This window comes from Achromobacter colocynthidis (genome assembly GCF_057334535.1).
Genome location: NZ_JBHFIZ010000023.1, coordinates 21,783 through 37,935, shown reverse-complemented (window position 1 = coordinate 37,935; position 16,153 = coordinate 21,783). Strand labels below are relative to the sequence as shown.

Sequence of the window (16,153 nt, the reverse complement as noted above, 5' to 3'; positions counted from 1 at the left end):
GCGGCATCATGACTGAACGCGTACTTCTCATCGGCTGTGGCGACCTCGGCCAACGCGTGGCCCGGCGCTTCCTGGCGCGTGGCGACCAGGTGACCGCGCTGCGCCGCCACCCGCCCGCCGACGACAGCGGCATCCAATGGCTGCAAGGCGACATCACACGCGCGGACACCCTGCCCGCGCTGCCCGAAGGCGTTACGCGGCTGATCCACGTGCCCGCCCCCGGCGCGCGCGATGCCGCCGTCTACCAGGGCGTATTCGTTGACGGGCTGCGGCATGTGCTGGATGCGCTGGACACCTCGCAACTCAAGCGCGTGGTGTTCGTGTCGTCCAGCGCGGTGTATGGCGAACACCATGGCGGCTGGGTTGACGAAGACACGCCGCCCGCGCCGCAGGGCTTCAATGGCCAGGTGCTGCTTGAGGCCGAAGCGGCGCTGGCGGCGCGTGGATTTTCATCCACGTCGATTCGTTTCGCCGGGCTGTACGGGCCGGGCCGGCTGCAATTGATTGAACGCTTGCGTAGCGGCGCGGCGGGCGCGCCGCGCGAGCCCGAGCACTGGGCCAATCGCATCCACATCGACGACGCCGCCGGGGCCGTGTTCCATCTGGCGCTGTTGCCGGACGTGGCTCCGGTCTACATCGGCTGCGACGACACGCCGTTGCCGCTGCACGTGCTGTACACCGAGCTGGCCGCGATGATCGGCGCCCCCGCGCCGCGCGAGGCGCCCGCGCCTGCGAATGTCGGCAGCAAAAAGCTCAGCAACGCGCGCCTGCGCGCCAGCGGATTTACGCTGCAATGGCCGGATTCGCGCCAGGGCTACGCGGCGCTGCTGGCAGACGCAGGGTTGGCTGCAAGCTGATGCGCAGCGAGACGCTCGGCGTGATGTGTCGTGTGACCCGCTCGGCGTGATGTGTCGCGTGACGCGCCGCGCGGTGTACTGGGCAATGCAGGCATAGTTCGCCTCACATCGAATCAACGTCGGCCACCACCGCCGATACTGGCGGCAGACCCTGCCGGCCGCCGCATTCCACACGCGCCGCGCAACGTGAAACCGCCAAGGAGCCACCGCCATGATCGCCGTGATATTCGAAGTTGAACCCGCCAACGGCGACCCCGCCCGCTATCTCGACATTGCCGCCAGCCTGATCGACGAACTCAAGACCATCGACGGCTTCATATCCGTCGAACGCTTTCAAAGCCTGAGCACGCCGGGCAAGTTGCTGTCGCTGTCCTTCTGGCGCGATGAAGACGCCGTCAAGCGCTGGCGTTCACTGGAGTCGCACCGCCGCGCCCAGGAAGCGGGACGCGGCGGCGTGTTCCAGAACTATCGCCTGCGCGTGGCGCAGGTGCTGCGCGACTACGGCATGGACGAGCGCGACGAAGCGCCCACCGACAGCCGCACGCGGCATGGCTGACGCCGCCTGCGCCGTTCAGGCCAGGTGGCGCGCCACCGCCTGAACCACGCGCTGGACGTCGTCGGCCGACACGTCCAGGTGCGTAACCAGGCGCGTGGGGCCGCCGTACACGGCGCGCATCTGGATGCCTTCCTTGCCCAGCGCTTCGGTCAACGACTCGCATCGCGCCGGCTCGAACTCCACGAACAACATGTTCGTATCCTGGCTAAGTACCTTCACGCCCGGAATCGCCCGCAGGCCTTCGGCCAGCGCTCGGGCGTTTTCATGATCGTCGGCCAGGCGCGCCACGTGATGTTCCAGCGCATACAGGCAGGCAGCGGCCAGCACGCCGGACTGACGCAATCCGCCGCCCAGCACCTTGCGCCAGCGGTACGCGCGGGCGATCAGTTCCTTGCTGCCCACCAGCACCGATCCCACCGGCGCGCCCAAGCCCTTTGAAAAGCAGATGGATACCGAATCGAAGGGCTGGCACATGTCGACCAGCGGCTTGCCACTGGCCACCGCCGCGTTGAACACGCGCGCGCCATCCAGGTGGGTCGCCAAGCCTTCCTTGCGCGCCCAATCCGTGGCGGCCTGGATGTAGCCGGCCGGAATCAGCTTGCCGTGAAAGGTGTTTTCCAAGGCCAGCAAACGGGTGCGGGCAAAGTGGGGATCACCCTGGGGCTTGACCGCCGCCGCCAGCTTCTCCAGCGGCAGCGAGCCGTCTTCGGCGTGTTCGATGGGCTGGGGCTGGATGCTGCCCAGCACGGCCGCGCCACCGCCTTCGTACTTGTAGGTGTGCGCCAGTTGCCCCACCAGGTATTCATCGCCGCGATCGCAATGGGCCATCAACGCGGCCAGGTTGCTTTGCGTGCCCGACGGAAAGAACAGCCCCGCCGCCTTGCCGGCGCGCTCGGCCACGGCCGCTTGAAGCTGAATCACGGTGGGGTCGTCGCCCATCACGTCGTCACCCAAGGGGGCGGAAACCATGGCCTGCAACATGGCGGGCGTGGGCCGTGTGACGGTGTCGCTACGCAGATCGATCATTGGGGAATCCTTGATGGGGGAGTAGGAGGATCGGGAAGGTAAATGCGGAGTCAGGTGCTGCGGGAGGCCGGGGCGGCGGGCGCGGCCCGGCTCACCACAAAAATGCCAGCCAGGATCAGCGCCATGCCGCCCAGTTCGACCAGCGAGGGGCGCTCGGACAGAATCGCCCAGGCCAGCAGCATGGCCACCACCGGCACACCCAGGCTGGACAGGCCGGCAATCGATGCGGGCACGCGGCGCACCACCTGCAACCACAGCAGCCAGCCCGCCGCCGTGGCAATCAAGATGATGTAGGTCATGCCCGTCCATAGCGGCCAGTCCCATTGCGCCGTCATCTGCGGCACCAGGTACGCCACCGGCACCATGACCAGGCCGCCGAACAGCATCTGCCACGCGGTAAACGTCATGACGTCGGGCGCGTGGCGTTCAAACATGCGCTTGGACAGCACCGTGCCCACGCCCCAGCACAGGCCGCTGCCCAGGCCCAGCAACACGGGGCGCATATCGCCCAGGCCGTTCCAAGGTTCCACGAAACAGACCAGGCCGATTGCCGCCAGGCCGATGCCCACGCCATGCTTGGCCGACGGGCGCTCGCCCAGCAGCCACCACGCAAACAGCACCACCCAGAACGGCATGGTGTAGGCCATCAGCGAGACCTTGCCCACGCCGCCCGACACCAGCGCCGTCTGCACGAAGCCCTGGAATCCCGCCGTCTGGGTCAGGCCGATCAACAGAGTCAGTTTCCACGGGGGCATGCCCAGCGGCCGACGGGTCGCGATGGCCAGCGCGAACAGCACCAGGCTGCCCACCACATAGCGCAGCGCCACGAAGTCGAAGGGGCCGATATAAGGCACGATCAGTTTCATCGCGATCCAGCTACCCGCCCAGACCACGATGGTGCTGAACATCAGGGCAAGTCCTGCGCGATCGAAACTGCTGCGGCTCACGTGGTTGGCTCCGTCTTGTGTGGGTGAGAAATGCAAGGGCACAAAATGAAAAGACGCCCGGACCGGCGATTACCGGTGCGGGCGTCTGACATTATGCTCCTGTCGCCAGGTGGTCGATCGGCCGTTTATGGCCGATCGCACTTACAGCGGCTTGGCCAATTGCTCAAGAATGGCGGGATTTTCAAGCGTGGACACGTCCTGCGTGACTTCCTCGCCCTTGGCTACCACGCGCAGCAGACGGCGCATGATCTTGCCCGAACGGGTCTTCGGCAGGTTGTCGCCAAAGCGGATGTCCTTGGGCTTCGCGATGGGGCCGATTTCCTTGGCGACCCAGTCGCGCAACTGCTTGGCGATGGCTTGTGCGGCTTCGCCTTCGGGACGCGCCTGCTTGAGCACCACGAAAGCCACCACGGCTTCGCCGGTGGTGTCGTCCGGACGGCCGACCACGGCGGCTTCCGCCACCAGTTCGTGCGCCACCAAGGCCGACTCGACTTCCATCGTGCCCAGGCGGTGGCCCGACACGTTCAGCACGTCGTCGATGCGGCCCATGATCCAGAAGTAGCCGTCCGCATCGCGCTGCGCGCCGTCGCCGGCCAGGTAATAGCCGCGCAGCTCCGACGGGAAGTAGCTTTTCTTGAAGCGCTCCGGGTCGCCCCAGATGTTGCGGATCATCGCGGGCCACGGGCGCTTGATGACCAGGAACCCGCCATTGCCTTTTTCGACGTCGCCGCCGGTTTCATCAACGATGGCGGCGGCGATGCCCGGCAGCGGCAGCGTGCACGAGCCCGGCTTGGTCGGCGTGGCGCCCGGCAAGGGGGTAATCATGTGGCCGCCGGTTTCGGTCTGCCACCAGGTGTCGACGATGGGGCAGCGTTCGCGGCCGACATGCTTGTGATACCACATCCAGGCTTCGGGGTTGATGGGCTCACCCACCGTGCCGATGATGCGCAGGCTGTCCAGATCGTAATTTTTTGGGTGCGCGTCCGGCGTCGTTTCCGACGCCTTGATCAGCGAACGGATGGCCGTGGGCGCCGTGTAGAACGTGGTCACCTTGTGGCGCGCGATCATGTCCCAGAAGCGGCCGGCATTGGGGTACGTGGGCACGCCCTCGAACACCACCTGCGTCAATCCGGCGGCCAGCGGGCCGTAGGTGATGTAGGTGTGGCCAGTGACCCAGCCCACGTCGGCCGTGCACCAGTAGACGTCGTCCTTGCGGGCGTCGAAGGTCCACTTCACGGTCAGCAGCGCCCACAGCAGGTAGCCCGCCGACGAGTGCTGCACGCCCTTGGGCTTGCCGGTGGAACCGGACGTGTAAAGAATGAAGAGCGGGTGTTCGGCGTTGACCGGCACGGGTTCGCAGGTGTCGGGCTGGCCGGCTTCGACCTCGTGCATCCAGAGGTCGCGGCCTTCGTTCCACTGCACCTTGCCGCCGGTGCGGCGGTACACGATCACTTTGCCGACGGCTTCGCAGCCGCCCATGGCGATGGCGTCTTCCACGGCGGGCTTGAGCGGAATGGTCTTGCCGCCGCGCACTTGTTCGTCGGCGGTGATGACCAGCGATGCGCCCACGTCCACGATGCGCTCTTGCAGGCTCTTGGCCGAAAAGCCGCCGAACACCACCGAGTGCGTCACGCCCAGGCGCGCGCAAGCCTGCATGGCCACCACGGCTTCGATCGACATGGGCATGTAGATGATCGCGCGGTCACCCTTCTTGTAGCCCAGGTCCTTCAGACCATTGGCAAAGCGGCACACGCGCGCCAGCAGTTCGCGGTAGCTGACCTTGTTCACCGTGCCGTCGTCGCCTTCAAAGATGATGGCGGTCTTGTCGGCGTTGCCGTTGGTCAGGTGCACGTCCAGGCAGTTGGCCGACACGTTCAGTTCACCATCGCCGAACCAGCGGTAGAACGGCGCGTCGGATTCATCCAGCACTTGCGTGAAGGGCTTGGTCCATTGCAGATTGTCGCGGGCCTGGCCGGCCCAGAAGCCGTCGAAGTCGTTTTCCACTTGGGCACACAGCGCGTTGTAGGCGTCCATGCTGGGAATCGCCGCGCCCTGGGCCGCGCGCTCGGGCGGCGGAAAGACGCGGGTTTCTACCAAGACGGACTCAATTGCATTCGACATGATCTTGTCTCCAAACGGTGATTTTGTTGTTGATGCCGCTGTTTTGCCTTGGCCGCCGAACCGCAAGCTTCGTGAGGGCGTGCGGCGCAGGGACATTTCTTATCCACCCACCACCGTATCGCCACGCTCTTACGGGCACCTTACGCAAAAACCGGGCCGGAGCCCGAGCAATCAACGCAAGGCATCACGCAACACACGTGATGCCTTGAAGGCAGTGCATAAGGATAGCAGCCTGATCAACACCACGGCAGGCTGCCGCAGGCGTTGATTCAGACGGCGGGACGCCGCGCCAGGCCGCGTTTCATATCTACGCGCGACAACAGGATGAGGCCACCCACGAAGAACACACCGGTCACCAGAATGGCCAGGCGATGGTTGCCATCCGTAGCCCAGGTGACGATGCCGTAGGTCAACGGCCCGATCACCGCAGCCAACTGCACGGCAAAGGTCCACAGCGAATAGAACTCGGCCAGGCGGCCGGCAGGCGCCAGCGCGCCGGTCATGGCGCGACCGGCGCTTTGGGTCGTGCCCATGCATAGCCCCGCCAACGTGGCGGCCACCCAGAACACCGGCGCCGTCACAGCCGAATATGCCACCAGCACCATCACGATCCAGCCGCACAAGGTGATGGCCAGCGCCGGCTTGTGGCCGATGCGGTCTTGCACATAGCCGAACGAGAACGCACCCACAGCGGCGCCGATATTCACGGTGAACACCAGCAGCATGATCTGCGGCGTGGTGAACCCCATGACTTCGGATGCGTAAACGGCGGCCAGCGTGATGACGACCGAGATCCCCGCCTGATAGCAGGCGATGCACATCAGCAGGCGACGGAACTCGGGAAAGTGCTGGCCGGTTTCGCGCCAGGCGTACGCCAGGCGCTTCAGCATGTGCAACGCCTGCGGCTTGACTGCCTGCGGCCGCGCGCGCTCTTTCAGCAAAAAGAATGACGGCAGCGCCGCCAACGCGAACACCGAGCACGTCACCACGATGACCCAGGGCACGAAATGTTCCGCTGTCATGCCACGGGCTTCGGCCGATGTCACCACCACCAGCGACAAGCCCAACGTCAGCATGCCGCCGCAATAACCGAAGCTCCAGCCCCAGCCCGATACGCGGCCCAGCGCGGCCGGGCGGGCAAGTTCGGGCAGGAATGCCGCCACCACGGATTCCCCCACGCAGTAGCAATAGTTGGACACCACGATGGCGGCCAGCGCCAGCCATACGTCGCCGGGGCCGGCTTGCGTCAGGACCAGTGTGGCGGCCACGCAGCCGATGGTGCTGGAATACAGCAGGCGACGCTTGCTGCCGCTGGCGTCGGCGCGCGCGCCCAGCGTGGGCATCGTCAACATGATGAGCAGGTAGGACAGCGACAGCGCCGCCGTCCAGGCCAACGTGGCCCACGGGGCTCGCCCCCCGACCACGCCAACAAAATAGGTGCTGAACACCGCCGTGAGAATGACGGTGGTGTAGCCGGAATTCGCGAAGTCGTACATGGCCCAGGCCCAGACTTCGCGTTTAGCCACGCCGGGGTTCAAGGGGCTGGCGCCCCCTGCCCCGACTTCAGGCGTGGAACCGCCCGTGGGCGGTTCCGGCAATTGCGTCTGGCTCACAGGCCCAGCGCGGCAATGCCTGCTTGCGCGATCAGCACGTCTTCGGTCGACTTCACGCCCGACACGCCGACGGCGCCCACCACATGGCCGTTGACGGTAACCGGCACGCCGCCTTCCAGCATGCCTTCGATCCGCGGAGCCGACAGGAACGACACGCGGCCGTTGTTGATCATCTCTTCGTAGATGCGCGATTCGCGGCGGCCCAGCGCGGCGGTCTTGGCCTTGGCGGGCGCAATGTGCGCCGAGATGGGGGCCGCGTCATCCAGACGCAGCATGCCAAGCAGGTGGCCACCGTCATCGACCACCGAGATGGTCACGGCCCACTTGTTCTGCACGGCGTGTGCTTCGGCCGCGGCGAGGATCTTCTTGACGTCTTCGGCGCTCAGCACGGGTTTGGTATTCATTGCAACGACTCCTTGATCTGTTCCAGGGCGGATGGGTCTTCAATGGTCGTCAGGTCTCCGGGATCGCGGCCTTCGCATACTGCGACGATCGCACGGCGCAACACCTTGCCCGAACGGGTCTTGGGCAATGCGCCCACGAACCGGATCCTGGCGGGTCTTGCCACCGCTCCCAGCTGATCTTCCACCAGCCGCATGATATCGCCTTCCAGCTGCTTTGCCCCGTCGGGCGTCTCGGCCCCGGCGGGATTCTTCAACACGGCGAACGCCATCGCGACCTGGCCTTTCAATGCATCCGCCACGCCCACCACCGCGCATTCGGCAATTTCGCTGTGACTGTTGACGGATTCCTCGATCTCTCGCGTACCAAGACGGTGACCTGCCACGTTGATCACGTCGTCGGTACGGCCCAGGATGAACCAGTAACCGTCCGCGTCCACCCGCCCCCAATCAAACGTGGAATACACCTGCCGCCCGGGAATCGACGTGAAATACGTCTGCACGAAACGCGCGTCGTCGCCCCAGATCGTGGACATGGCGCCGGGCGGCAGCGGCGGCACGATTGCCACCACGCCTTTCTCGTCCGGCCCCAGATCTTCGCCCGTGGCCTCGCTGACGATGCGCGCGTCAAAACCGTAGACAGGAAATGATGGGCTGCCGAATCGGGTCGGCACGTTTTCAACACCAGGCTGCGCGGACAGGATCGGCCAGCCGGACTCGGTCTGCCAGTAGTTGTCGATGATGGGTTTGCCCAGCCCTTGCGAAATCCAGGTGGCGGTCGGCTCGTCCAGCGGCTCGCCCGCCAGATACACCGCGCGCAGGCTGGACAGGTCATGGCGCTTGAGCAGCGCGGGGTCCTGCCGCTTGAGCACCCGCACCGCGGTGGGCGCGGAAAACAAGGTGTTCACGCCGAACTGCTCCACCAGTTTCCACAGGATGGCGCCATCGGGGCGCACCGGCGTGCCTTCATACAGCACCGTGGCCTGCCCGCCGATCAAGGGGCCGTAGACAATATAGGAATGGCCGACCACCCAGCCGATGTCGCTGGTGCAGAAAAACGTGTCGCCCGCGCGGCCGTTGAACAGGTATTCCATGGACGACGCCAGCGCTACCGCATAGCCGCCCGTGTCGCGCTGCACGCCCTTGGGCTTGCCGGTGGTGCCGGACGTGTAAAGGATGTAGCTGGGCTCGGACGATTCCAGCCATTGCACCGGCACCCGGGCGCCACGGTGGCGCGCGCGCAAGGTGGCGTAATCCAGGTCGCGTCCGGCCACGGGTTCGAAGGGCGCCAGCCCCCGGTCAAACACCACCACCGACGCGGGCGGCGACTTCGCCAGGCCCAAGGCCTTGTCCAACAAGGGCTTGTACGGCACCACCTTGCCGCCGCGCGATCCGCCATCGGTGCACACCACAACCTTGGGCGCCGCGTCGTCGATGCGCTGGGCCAGGTTGACGGAAGCAAACCCGCCGAACACCACCGAATGCACCGCGCCGATCCGGGCGCAGGCCAGCATGGTGAACACGGCTTCGGGCACCATCGGCATGTACAGCAACACGCGATCGCCCCGCCCCACGCCCAGCTCCTTGAGCATGGCGGCGGCCGCGTTGACCTCTTCGTACACGTCTTGCCGGGTGTACGTCCGCTCTTGCTCCACCTCGGTGGACACCCAGATCAGCGCGGGGTGGCCAGCCTGAGTCGGCAACCATCGGTCGACCGCGTTGTAGCAAAGATTGGTCGTTCCGCCCACGAACCACTTGGCGAATGGCGGCCGAGAGAAATCCAGGACAGACTGAAAAGGCGTATCCCAGTGGATGCGTCCCGCCTCCTCGCGCCAGAAGCCATCCCGGTCATGCAATGATCTGTAATGGAAATCCCGAGTTTTTTGCATTTGTGTCTCCTGGTATTGTTCGTACGCCTTAAGGCGGATTGATTTCTTGCGAATCTTTCGGTCATTTTGGTAGGCAAACCTTGCACGAGGTTTGCCACAAGTCAAAAATATTCTTCCAAACGTCCACGCGGCACGGAACCGTTACTGATCTGGCACTGATTAGTAATAAAAGTTTGGTAGAATGCCCGCGAAGTTGTAGATAATTGTTGATTCTGCTGACATTTCGGCCCAATCCACGGCTAATTCCGTGGTTTTTGCTGTGAAAAAGCAGGTCATCCCAGGCGAATGCATCGACACTCCATACTCGCGCGATTCTATTCATCCACTGGCCAGGCAAAGCGCGGTCTGCGTACGCTCGCGCTGATGGCATGTGTTGCGAGTCTGGCAGGTTGTGCAGGCACCGGGCAAAAGTCAACCGCCCATACGTCCGAGATTGACCCGTACGAAATGGAATGGGTCGCCACCGCCGATGACCCTATCGGCATGCTGGTGACGCAAAAATTCAAGCGCGATCGCCAGGGCCGCAATGCCGGCAACGCCGGGGCCAATGGCGGCGACAACGCCATGGTCAGCGAAGCCCTGAACTACCTGGGCATCCGCTACCGCTTCGGCGGAAGCACCCCCGAAACCGGTTTTGATTGCAGCGGCTTGGTCTCGTACTCCGCTGAACGCTCCTTGGGCCTGAAACTGCCGCGCAATGCCGCCGAAATGGCCCAGCAAGGTGTCTCGGTCGCCAAAAACGAATTGAACGCCGGCGACCTGGTCTTCTTCAATACCATGGGACGCCGCTATTCACACGTGGGTATCTACCTGGGCGACGACCGCTTCGTGCATTCGCCCAGCGCCGGTGGCGTCGTGCGCGTGGAAAGCATGACCATGGCCTACTGGACCAAGCGCTACAACGGCGCCCGCCGGCTGGACAACAGCTTGATGGCTTCGGCCCGCGCCGCCAACTGATTCCCTGCTTCCGGCATGCTCGCACAAGCGCTTGCCGAAACGCCATACCCCAAAAGCAAAACGCCGTCAGACTTTGGTCTGACGGCGTTTTTAATTGCTCTTCGCGGCCCGGGGGCCGCAGGCCGTTTCGGCCTCCCCAGTTTTTATGGTCCAGCGACAAGCAGCGAATTCAGTGCACGGTGCCTGCACGCGAGCACAGGCCGCATTGCTGCAGGGCTTGCTGCATGCTGCATACCGAACGGCGACAAGCCACGACCCGGATGCCGCCACGCTGCGCCGCGTTGCGGAAGGTCTTCATGACGTTGTGGCCGAGGAAGTCGGTCAGCAAAATGACCAGTTGGGTGCCCGAAGGCAGTTGTAGCGTCTTCTTCTGATGCGAGGGATCACGGCCGCTGATGTGATGCGTGATCGAAATGTTGTGTCCTTTGAGCAGATCCGGAATATTACCCAGTCGATCTGCCCCAACCACTACTGCACTGAGTCCTGCCGTCATGATGAACCTCACTGGTCGTTGAGCCTGGATGTAATGATAATGATTCCTATTTTTTAGTCAACTTAAATGAGATCGGTTCTTATTTAATTATTTATATGAGCTAGTGAAAAGGGATAGCGAGATTTGCTATCAGCCAGGGAACTCGCGGCTGTCCGGCCGGTCGCGCCACTACCGGCACGCTGCGGTTGCCCAAAAAAAAAGCGCGCCGTCCGAGGACGCCGCGCTGGTTTGATCGCGAAAAGGACTTCCGCCTATTTCGGCGTGCCCTGCACTGCCGCGGACACGACCGCCCGCGTCAGCGAAGGCGCCAGCATTTCCAGGAACGTGTAGACGTAGTCGCGCAGGAACACACCCGATTTCACACCCACGCGCGTCGTGTGCGTGCCGAAGAGATGCCCCACCGGCAGGCCCACCAGGTTCGAGTCGCGGCGCGGGTCATAGGCCACGCCGGCGATGATGCCGATACCCAGTCCCACGTCCACGTAGGTCTTGATCACGTCGGCATCAATGGCTTCCAGCACGATGTCGGGGTGGATGCCCTGGTTGGCGAATACCTCGTCGATCGTGCTGCGGCCCGTAAACGCGCGGTCGTAGGTCACGATGGGGTGTTCCGCCAGTTGCGCCAGCGACAAGCGCTTGGCGGCGCTGGACGTCAATTCAGCCAGCGGATGGTCCGGGCGCACCACCACGGTGTGCTCCCACGCGTAAACGGGCAAGGTGGCAAGGCCCGGCGTCAGCGCCAGGGACTCGGTTGCCAGCGCCAGATCGGCCTGCTCATGCAGGACCATTTCTGCCAATTGCGCCGGGCTGCCTTCGGCCAGCGACAAATGCACTTTGGGAAATTGCTTGCGGAACGCGGGGATCACGCGGGGCAACAGGTAGCGCGCTTGAGTGTGGGTGCAGGCGATGACCAGGCCACCCTCGTCACGGCGGGCGAATTCATCGCTGACTTTTTTCAGGTTGTCGACCTCGCGCATGATGCGGTCGATCACTTGCGATACGGCCAAGCCGGGCTTGGTCAGACCTTTGATGCGCTTGCCATGGCGTTCGAAGATCTTGATGCCCAGCTCGTCTTCGAATTCGATGATGGCCTTGGAGACTCCAGGCTGCGAGGTATAGAGCATCCGGGCGGCTTCGGTCAGGTTGAAGTCGCGCCGGATGGTTTCACGCACAAAACGAAATTGCTGGAGGTTCATTGAATTGGCCCCTGATAGATCGGCCAATTATAAGTAATAAGGACGCCTCACTATATAACTTATTTATATAAGCTTAGGAGCAAGGCGTCCCTCCTTTCAGCGCATCGAGATGGTCGTATTCACCGTCTTGGCGTGAGCCGACCAGCGGGCGGTTACCGTCTTGGTCTGCGTCCAGAATTGCACGGCCTGCTTGCCATTGGGCCCCAGGTCGCCCAGCTTGGAGCCGCGCGAACCCGTGAAGCTGAACCACGCCACCGGCACGGGAATCGGCACGTTGATGCCAACTTGGCCCACATCGATGTTGTTCTGGAAGTAGCGCGCCGCACCGCCATCCTGCGTGAACAGCGCAACGCCGTTGCCGTTGGGATTGCGGTTGATGAAGGCCACCGCGTCTTCCAACGTTTCCACACCGACGCAGCACAGGACCGGTCCGAAGATCTCTTCGGTGTAGATGGTCATGTCTTCGTTGACGCCGTCAAAAATCGTCGGGCCCACGAAGTTGCCTTGCTCAAAGCCGGATACCTTCAGGTTGCGGCCATCCAGCAGCAGCTTGGCGCCTTCGTCCACGCCCTTCTGGATCAGGCTTTCCACGCGCTTCTTGGCATTGGGCGACACCAGCGGGCCCAGGTCGGCTTCGCGGTCGGTGCCGGAATTGACCTTGAGCTTCTTGGAGCGCTCGACGAAATCGGGCAGCCAGTTGCGGGCATCGCCCACCAGCACGGCCACCGACGAGGCCATGCAGCGCTGGCCGGCGGCGCCGAAAGCCGCGCCCACCAGTTGGTTCAGCGCCACTTCGGGATCTGCGTCCGGCAGGATCACGCAATGGTTCTTGGCGCCCATCATCGACTGGCAACGCTTGCCCGCGGCCGATGCGCGGTTGTAGATCTCGGTGCCCACGCGGGTCGAACCAATGAACGACACCGCCTTGATATCGGGGTGTTCGCACAGGCCGTTGGCCGTGTCGGGGCCGCCATGCACCACGTTCAGCACGCCCGGGGGCAGGCCGGCTTCCAGCGCCAATTGGGCCAGGAACAGCGACGCGGTCGGATCCTGTTCAGACGGCTTGAGCACGAAGCTGTTGCCGCAGGCCACGGCGATCGGGAACATGAAGCAAGGCAGCATGACCGGGAAGTTGAACGCGGTGATACCCGCGCAAACACCCAGCGGCTGGATCAGGGTGTAGACGTCGATGCCGGACGCGGCGTTTTCGGCGTACTCGCCCAGTTGCAGATTGGCGATCGAGCAGGCGTGCTCAACCACTTCCAGGCCGCGCCCGATTTCGCCTTCGGCGTCGGGCAGCGTCTTGCCATGTTCACGCGTAATCATCTCGGCCAGCTTGCCGGTGTTGGCGCGCAGCAGTTCCTGGAACTTCAGCATGACGCGCATCCGCGTGCCCTGCCCGCTGTTGCGCCAGGTCTTGAAGGCCTCCTTGGCGTTGGAGACGGCCAGGTCCAGCTCTTCGCGCGTGGCGAAGGGCACCTTGGCAACGACCTCCTGGGTGGCGGGGTTGATCACGTCGCGCCATTCGGTGGATTTGGACTGCACGAGCTTGCCGCCGATCAATAGCGGAACGCGGGGGACTTCACTCATTTCATGCTCCTCACACTGCGTAGTCGATGCGGATGGAATCCGCGTTCTTGGATCTTGCAGCGCGCCGGCAGGACAGGGGCCCAAGCCGGCCCCGCCAGGCTTATTTCTTCACCAGCGGGCAACTTGAATCGGCCAGGGGCTGGAAGGCTTCGGCCGCCGGAATGGTGGCCACCAGCTTGGAATAGTCCCAACCGCCCTTGGATTCCGCGGGCTTCTTCACTTCGTACAGGTACATATCGTGGATCACGCGGCCATCGGGGCGGATCGATGCATTGCGCATGATCGGGTCCTTGATGGGCAATTCACGCATCTTGTCGGCCACAACCTTGCCGTCGGTACTGCCGGCGGCGGCGGTCGCGCGCAGGTAATGCAGCACGCTGGAATACACGCCCGCCTGCGTCATCGTGGGCTTCAGGCCACGGAAGGCCTTTTCAAAGCGCACGGCCCATTGCCGGGATGCATCGTCATAGTCCCAATAAAAGCCGTCCACGTATGACAGGCCTTGGGCGTTTTCCAGGCCCAGCGCACGCAGATCCGACAGGAAGATCAACAGCGACACCAGGCGCTGCCCACCGTCCACGATGCCGAATTCACGCGCCTGCTTGACCGCGTTGACGGTGTCCTGGCCGCCATTGGCCAGCGCCACGACCTGCGCCTTCGAGCTTTGCGCCTGCAACAGGTAAGACGCAAAATCCGGCGCGTTCAAAGGATGCCGCACATTGCCGGCAACCGTGCCGCCCAGCGCCTTCACTGCCTTGGCCGTGTCTGCTTCCAGCGAATGGCCAAACGCATAGTCCACGGTGATGAAGTACCAGGACTTGCCGCCCGCCCGCACGGTCGCCTTGGCGCCGCCCGCGGACTGCGAATACGTGTCGAACATCCAATGGAACCCGACGGGCGAGCATTCCTTGTTCGTCAGCGCGGTGGTAGCCGGGCCGGAGAACATCACCACCTTGTTTTTCTCGCGCGCGATACCTTGCACCGCCAGCGCCACCGCCGAGTTGGTCAGGTCGGCAATGGCCGTCACGCCATCGCGGTCAAACCATTCGCGCGCTTTCGCGGCGCCCACATCCGCCTTGTTCTGGTTGTCGGCGGACACCAGTTCGATCTTCATGCCCTTGCATTCCGCGGCCAGGCAGTCGTCGATGGCCAATTGCGCCGCCGCCACCGAACCCGGACCGCCCATCCCGGCATAGGTGCCGGACATATCCGTCAGAATGCCGATCTTCACTGGCGGCTTGTCGGCCGCCTGCGCCTGGCTTACCAATAAAGCGCCCAGACACAAGCCTGCGGCCAGCCCGCGTGCGTGCAATTTCATGGATTTGTCTCCTGAGTGTTATGCGCTGAGTCGTAGCGATATGCCGTCTTTGCGGCCTGCGGCTCCCGGGGGCATTCCCCGAGGCCTGCCGACCCAGTGTAGATGTGTGAAAATCAACAAGCAACACTAGAAATGCACATTCCTTGTGCATTCATGCACAATCAAAAAACTGCCCCGCGCCCCTCGCGGCGCAAGGCCTGCGGAGAGCGAAATCGTGCTGGATTGGGATAGCCTGCGGTACTTCCTGGAAGTCGCCCGTACCCAGCGGGTCAGCGCCGCCGCGCGCAAGCTGGGGGTGGAACACACTACGGTGTCACGCCGCATTCGTGCGCTGGAAACCGAGCTGGACACCCTGCTGTTTGAAAAGTCCCGCAGCGCGGGATTCATGCTGACGGACGATGGCCAGCGCCTGTTCGTACACGCCGAGCAGATGGAAAGCACGGTGCACACCGCCCGCGAAAACCTGTCGGGTATCGGCCAGGCCTTGTCGGGGCACGTGCGCATCGGCGCCACCGAGGGGTTCGGCAGCTATGTGCTGACGCCGCTGGCCGCCGACTTCCAGCGCCGCTACCCGCACATCACGCTAGACATCCTGCCCGTGCCGCGCTTTGTCAGCCTGTCAACGCGCGAGGCCGACCTGGCCATCACCATCGAACGCCCGCAGCGCGGCCCCTATGTGTGCAGCAAGCTGTGCGATTACACCTTGCGGCTATACGGAACGCCGGGATATCTGGCGCGCCACCCGCCGATTGCCACGCGCGCGGACCTGGCCCAGCACACCTTCATCGGCTATGTGGATGAACTGCTGTTCAGCGAACGGCTGCGCTACCTGGAAGACCTGCTGCCCGCCAGCAATGTGGTCTTGCGCAGTACCAGCGTGGTGGCGCAATACCATGCGGCGCTGCAAGGTCAGTCGTTGGCGATCCTGCCCTGCTTCATCGCCGCGCAGGACCCGCGCTTGAAGCCGGTGCTGGAAAAGGAAGTGGAGATCACGCGCTCGTTCTGGATGTACTGCCATGAAGACCTGCGCAAGCTCAAGCGCGTGACGGTGCTGTGGGAATTCATCCGCAAGTCGGTGCTGAAGAACGCCGACCTGTTGGCCGGCAAGCGCGGCACGATGAAATACCTGCCGTGATGGAATACCTGCGGTGATGGAGTATCTGCCGTAAAGCAAAGGGGCCGGAAACCG

14 protein-coding genes are annotated in these 16,153 nt (G+C 63.7%); 4 read left to right on the top strand and 10 right to left on the bottom strand.

Translation table 11 applies throughout. The features are described 5' to 3' along the window. Positions 1 to 8: 8 nt before the first annotated feature. Together ACE04A_RS08105 and ACE04A_RS08100 are read left to right on the top strand one after the other, a co-directional pair. The gene (locus ACE04A_RS08105) at positions 9 to 857 is read left to right on the top strand and encodes an NAD-dependent epimerase/dehydratase family protein (RefSeq protein WP_259251856.1); all 849 of its coding nucleotides are present in this window, start codon (positions 9 to 11) and stop codon (positions 855 to 857) included. A 211-nt stretch (positions 858 to 1,068) separates the two neighbouring features. Then, positions 1,069 to 1,413: an antibiotic biosynthesis monooxygenase family protein gene (locus ACE04A_RS08100; RefSeq protein ID WP_259251857.1), complete on the top strand. Its 345-nt coding sequence runs from the start codon at positions 1,069 to 1,071 to the stop codon at positions 1,411 to 1,413. Positions 1,414 to 1,428: 15 nt separating this feature from the next. Here ACE04A_RS08100 and ltaE read toward each other — a convergent pair whose 3' ends face one another. From ltaE to ACE04A_RS08070, 6 genes are all read right to left on the bottom strand, one after another. Then, a complete protein-coding gene (gene ltaE, locus ACE04A_RS08095; protein WP_259251858.1) occupies positions 1,429 to 2,439 on the bottom strand; it encodes a low-specificity L-threonine aldolase in 1,011 nt (336 codons plus the stop codon). A gap of 50 nt (positions 2,440 to 2,489) precedes the next feature. Beyond that, a complete protein-coding gene (locus ACE04A_RS08090; RefSeq protein ID WP_259251859.1) occupies positions 2,490 to 3,386 on the bottom strand; it encodes a DMT family transporter in 897 nt (298 codons plus the stop codon). A gap of 141 nt (positions 3,387 to 3,527) precedes the next feature. Beyond that, a complete protein-coding gene (gene acs, locus ACE04A_RS08085) occupies positions 3,528 to 5,507 on the bottom strand; it encodes an acetate--CoA ligase (RefSeq protein WP_259251860.1) in 1,980 nt (659 codons plus the stop codon). A 269-nt stretch (positions 5,508 to 5,776) separates the two neighbouring features. Further along, on the bottom strand, positions 5,777 to 7,120 hold the full coding sequence (locus ACE04A_RS08080; protein ID WP_100857300.1) for an MFS transporter: 1,344 nt from the start codon (positions 7,118 to 7,120) through the stop codon (positions 5,777 to 5,779). Then, positions 7,117 to 7,524: a GlcG/HbpS family heme-binding protein gene (locus ACE04A_RS08075; protein WP_485820029.1), complete on the bottom strand. Its 408-nt coding sequence runs from the start codon at positions 7,522 to 7,524 to the stop codon at positions 7,117 to 7,119. The genes ACE04A_RS08080 and ACE04A_RS08075 overlap by 4 nt, the downstream gene beginning before the upstream one ends. Beyond that, the gene (locus ACE04A_RS08070) at positions 7,521 to 9,449 is read right to left on the bottom strand and encodes a propionate--CoA ligase (protein ID WP_448718691.1); all 1,929 of its coding nucleotides are present in this window, start codon (positions 9,447 to 9,449) and stop codon (positions 7,521 to 7,523) included. The genes ACE04A_RS08075 and ACE04A_RS08070 overlap by 4 nt, the downstream gene beginning before the upstream one ends. A 246-nt stretch (positions 9,450 to 9,695) precedes the next feature. Here ACE04A_RS08070 and ACE04A_RS08065 point away from each other — a divergent pair, with 246 nt between their 5' ends. After that, positions 9,696 to 10,367 (top strand): C40 family peptidase, encoded by a 672-nt coding sequence (locus ACE04A_RS08065; protein ID WP_485820028.1) that lies wholly within the window; start codon positions 9,696 to 9,698, stop codon positions 10,365 to 10,367. A 169-nt stretch (positions 10,368 to 10,536) separates the two neighbouring features. On the opposite strand, the gene ACE04A_RS08060 is transcribed toward ACE04A_RS08065, so the two are convergent. The 4 genes from ACE04A_RS08060 to ACE04A_RS08045 form a co-directional block, all read right to left on the bottom strand. Then, entirely contained in the window at positions 10,537 to 10,860 is a 324-nt protein-coding gene (locus tag ACE04A_RS08060; protein WP_039883953.1) for a DUF2325 domain-containing protein, read from the bottom strand. Between the two features lie 251 nt (positions 10,861 to 11,111). Beyond that, positions 11,112 to 12,056 (bottom strand): CysB family HTH-type transcriptional regulator, encoded by a 945-nt coding sequence (locus tag ACE04A_RS08055; protein WP_100857303.1) that lies wholly within the window; start codon positions 12,054 to 12,056, stop codon positions 11,112 to 11,114. A 96-nt stretch (positions 12,057 to 12,152) separates the two neighbouring features. Next, positions 12,153 to 13,646: a CoA-acylating methylmalonate-semialdehyde dehydrogenase gene (locus tag ACE04A_RS08050; protein ID WP_230693665.1), complete on the bottom strand. Its 1,494-nt coding sequence runs from the start codon at positions 13,644 to 13,646 to the stop codon at positions 12,153 to 12,155. Positions 13,647 to 13,746: 100 nt separating this feature from the next. Next, positions 13,747 to 14,964: an ABC transporter substrate-binding protein gene (locus ACE04A_RS08045; protein ID WP_485820027.1), complete on the bottom strand. Its 1,218-nt coding sequence runs from the start codon at positions 14,962 to 14,964 to the stop codon at positions 13,747 to 13,749. 214 nt (positions 14,965 to 15,178) lie between these two features. Here ACE04A_RS08045 and ACE04A_RS08040 point away from each other — a divergent pair, with 214 nt between their 5' ends. Then, a complete protein-coding gene (locus tag ACE04A_RS08040) occupies positions 15,179 to 16,099 on the top strand; it encodes a LysR family transcriptional regulator (RefSeq protein ID WP_448718553.1) in 921 nt (306 codons plus the stop codon). Positions 16,100 to 16,153 lie beyond the last annotated feature (54 nt).

Bases quoted from the DNA above. Each gene is read 5' to 3' on its own strand.
- ACE04A_RS08075 (WP_485820029.1), bottom strand. From the start codon at position 7,524: ATGAATACCAAACCCGTGCTGAGCGCCGAAGACGTCAAGAAGATCCTC.
- ACE04A_RS08060 (WP_039883953.1), bottom strand. From the start codon at position 10,860: ATGACGGCAGGACTCAGTGCAGTAGTGGTTGGGGCAGATCGACTGGGT.
- ACE04A_RS08065 (WP_485820028.1), top strand. From the start codon at position 9,696: ATGCATCGACACTCCATACTCGCGCGATTCTATTCATCCACTGGCCAG.
- ltaE (WP_259251858.1), bottom strand. From the start codon at position 2,439: ATGATCGATCTGCGTAGCGACACCGTCACACGGCCCACGCCCGCCATG.
- ACE04A_RS08055 (WP_100857303.1), bottom strand. From the start codon at position 12,056: ATGAACCTCCAGCAATTTCGTTTTGTGCGTGAAACCATCCGGCGCGAC.
- ACE04A_RS08100 (WP_259251857.1), top strand. From the start codon at position 1,069: ATGATCGCCGTGATATTCGAAGTTGAACCCGCCAACGGCGACCCCGCC.
- ACE04A_RS08045 (WP_485820027.1), bottom strand. From the start codon at position 14,964: ATGAAATTGCACGCACGCGGGCTGGCCGCAGGCTTGTGTCTGGGCGCT.
- acs (WP_259251860.1), bottom strand. From the start codon at position 5,507: ATGTCGAATGCAATTGAGTCCGTCTTGGTAGAAACCCGCGTCTTTCCG.
- ACE04A_RS08105 (WP_259251856.1), top strand. From the start codon at position 9: ATGACTGAACGCGTACTTCTCATCGGCTGTGGCGACCTCGGCCAACGC.
- ACE04A_RS08050 (WP_230693665.1), bottom strand. From the start codon at position 13,646: ATGAGTGAAGTCCCCCGCGTTCCGCTATTGATCGGCGGCAAGCTCGTG.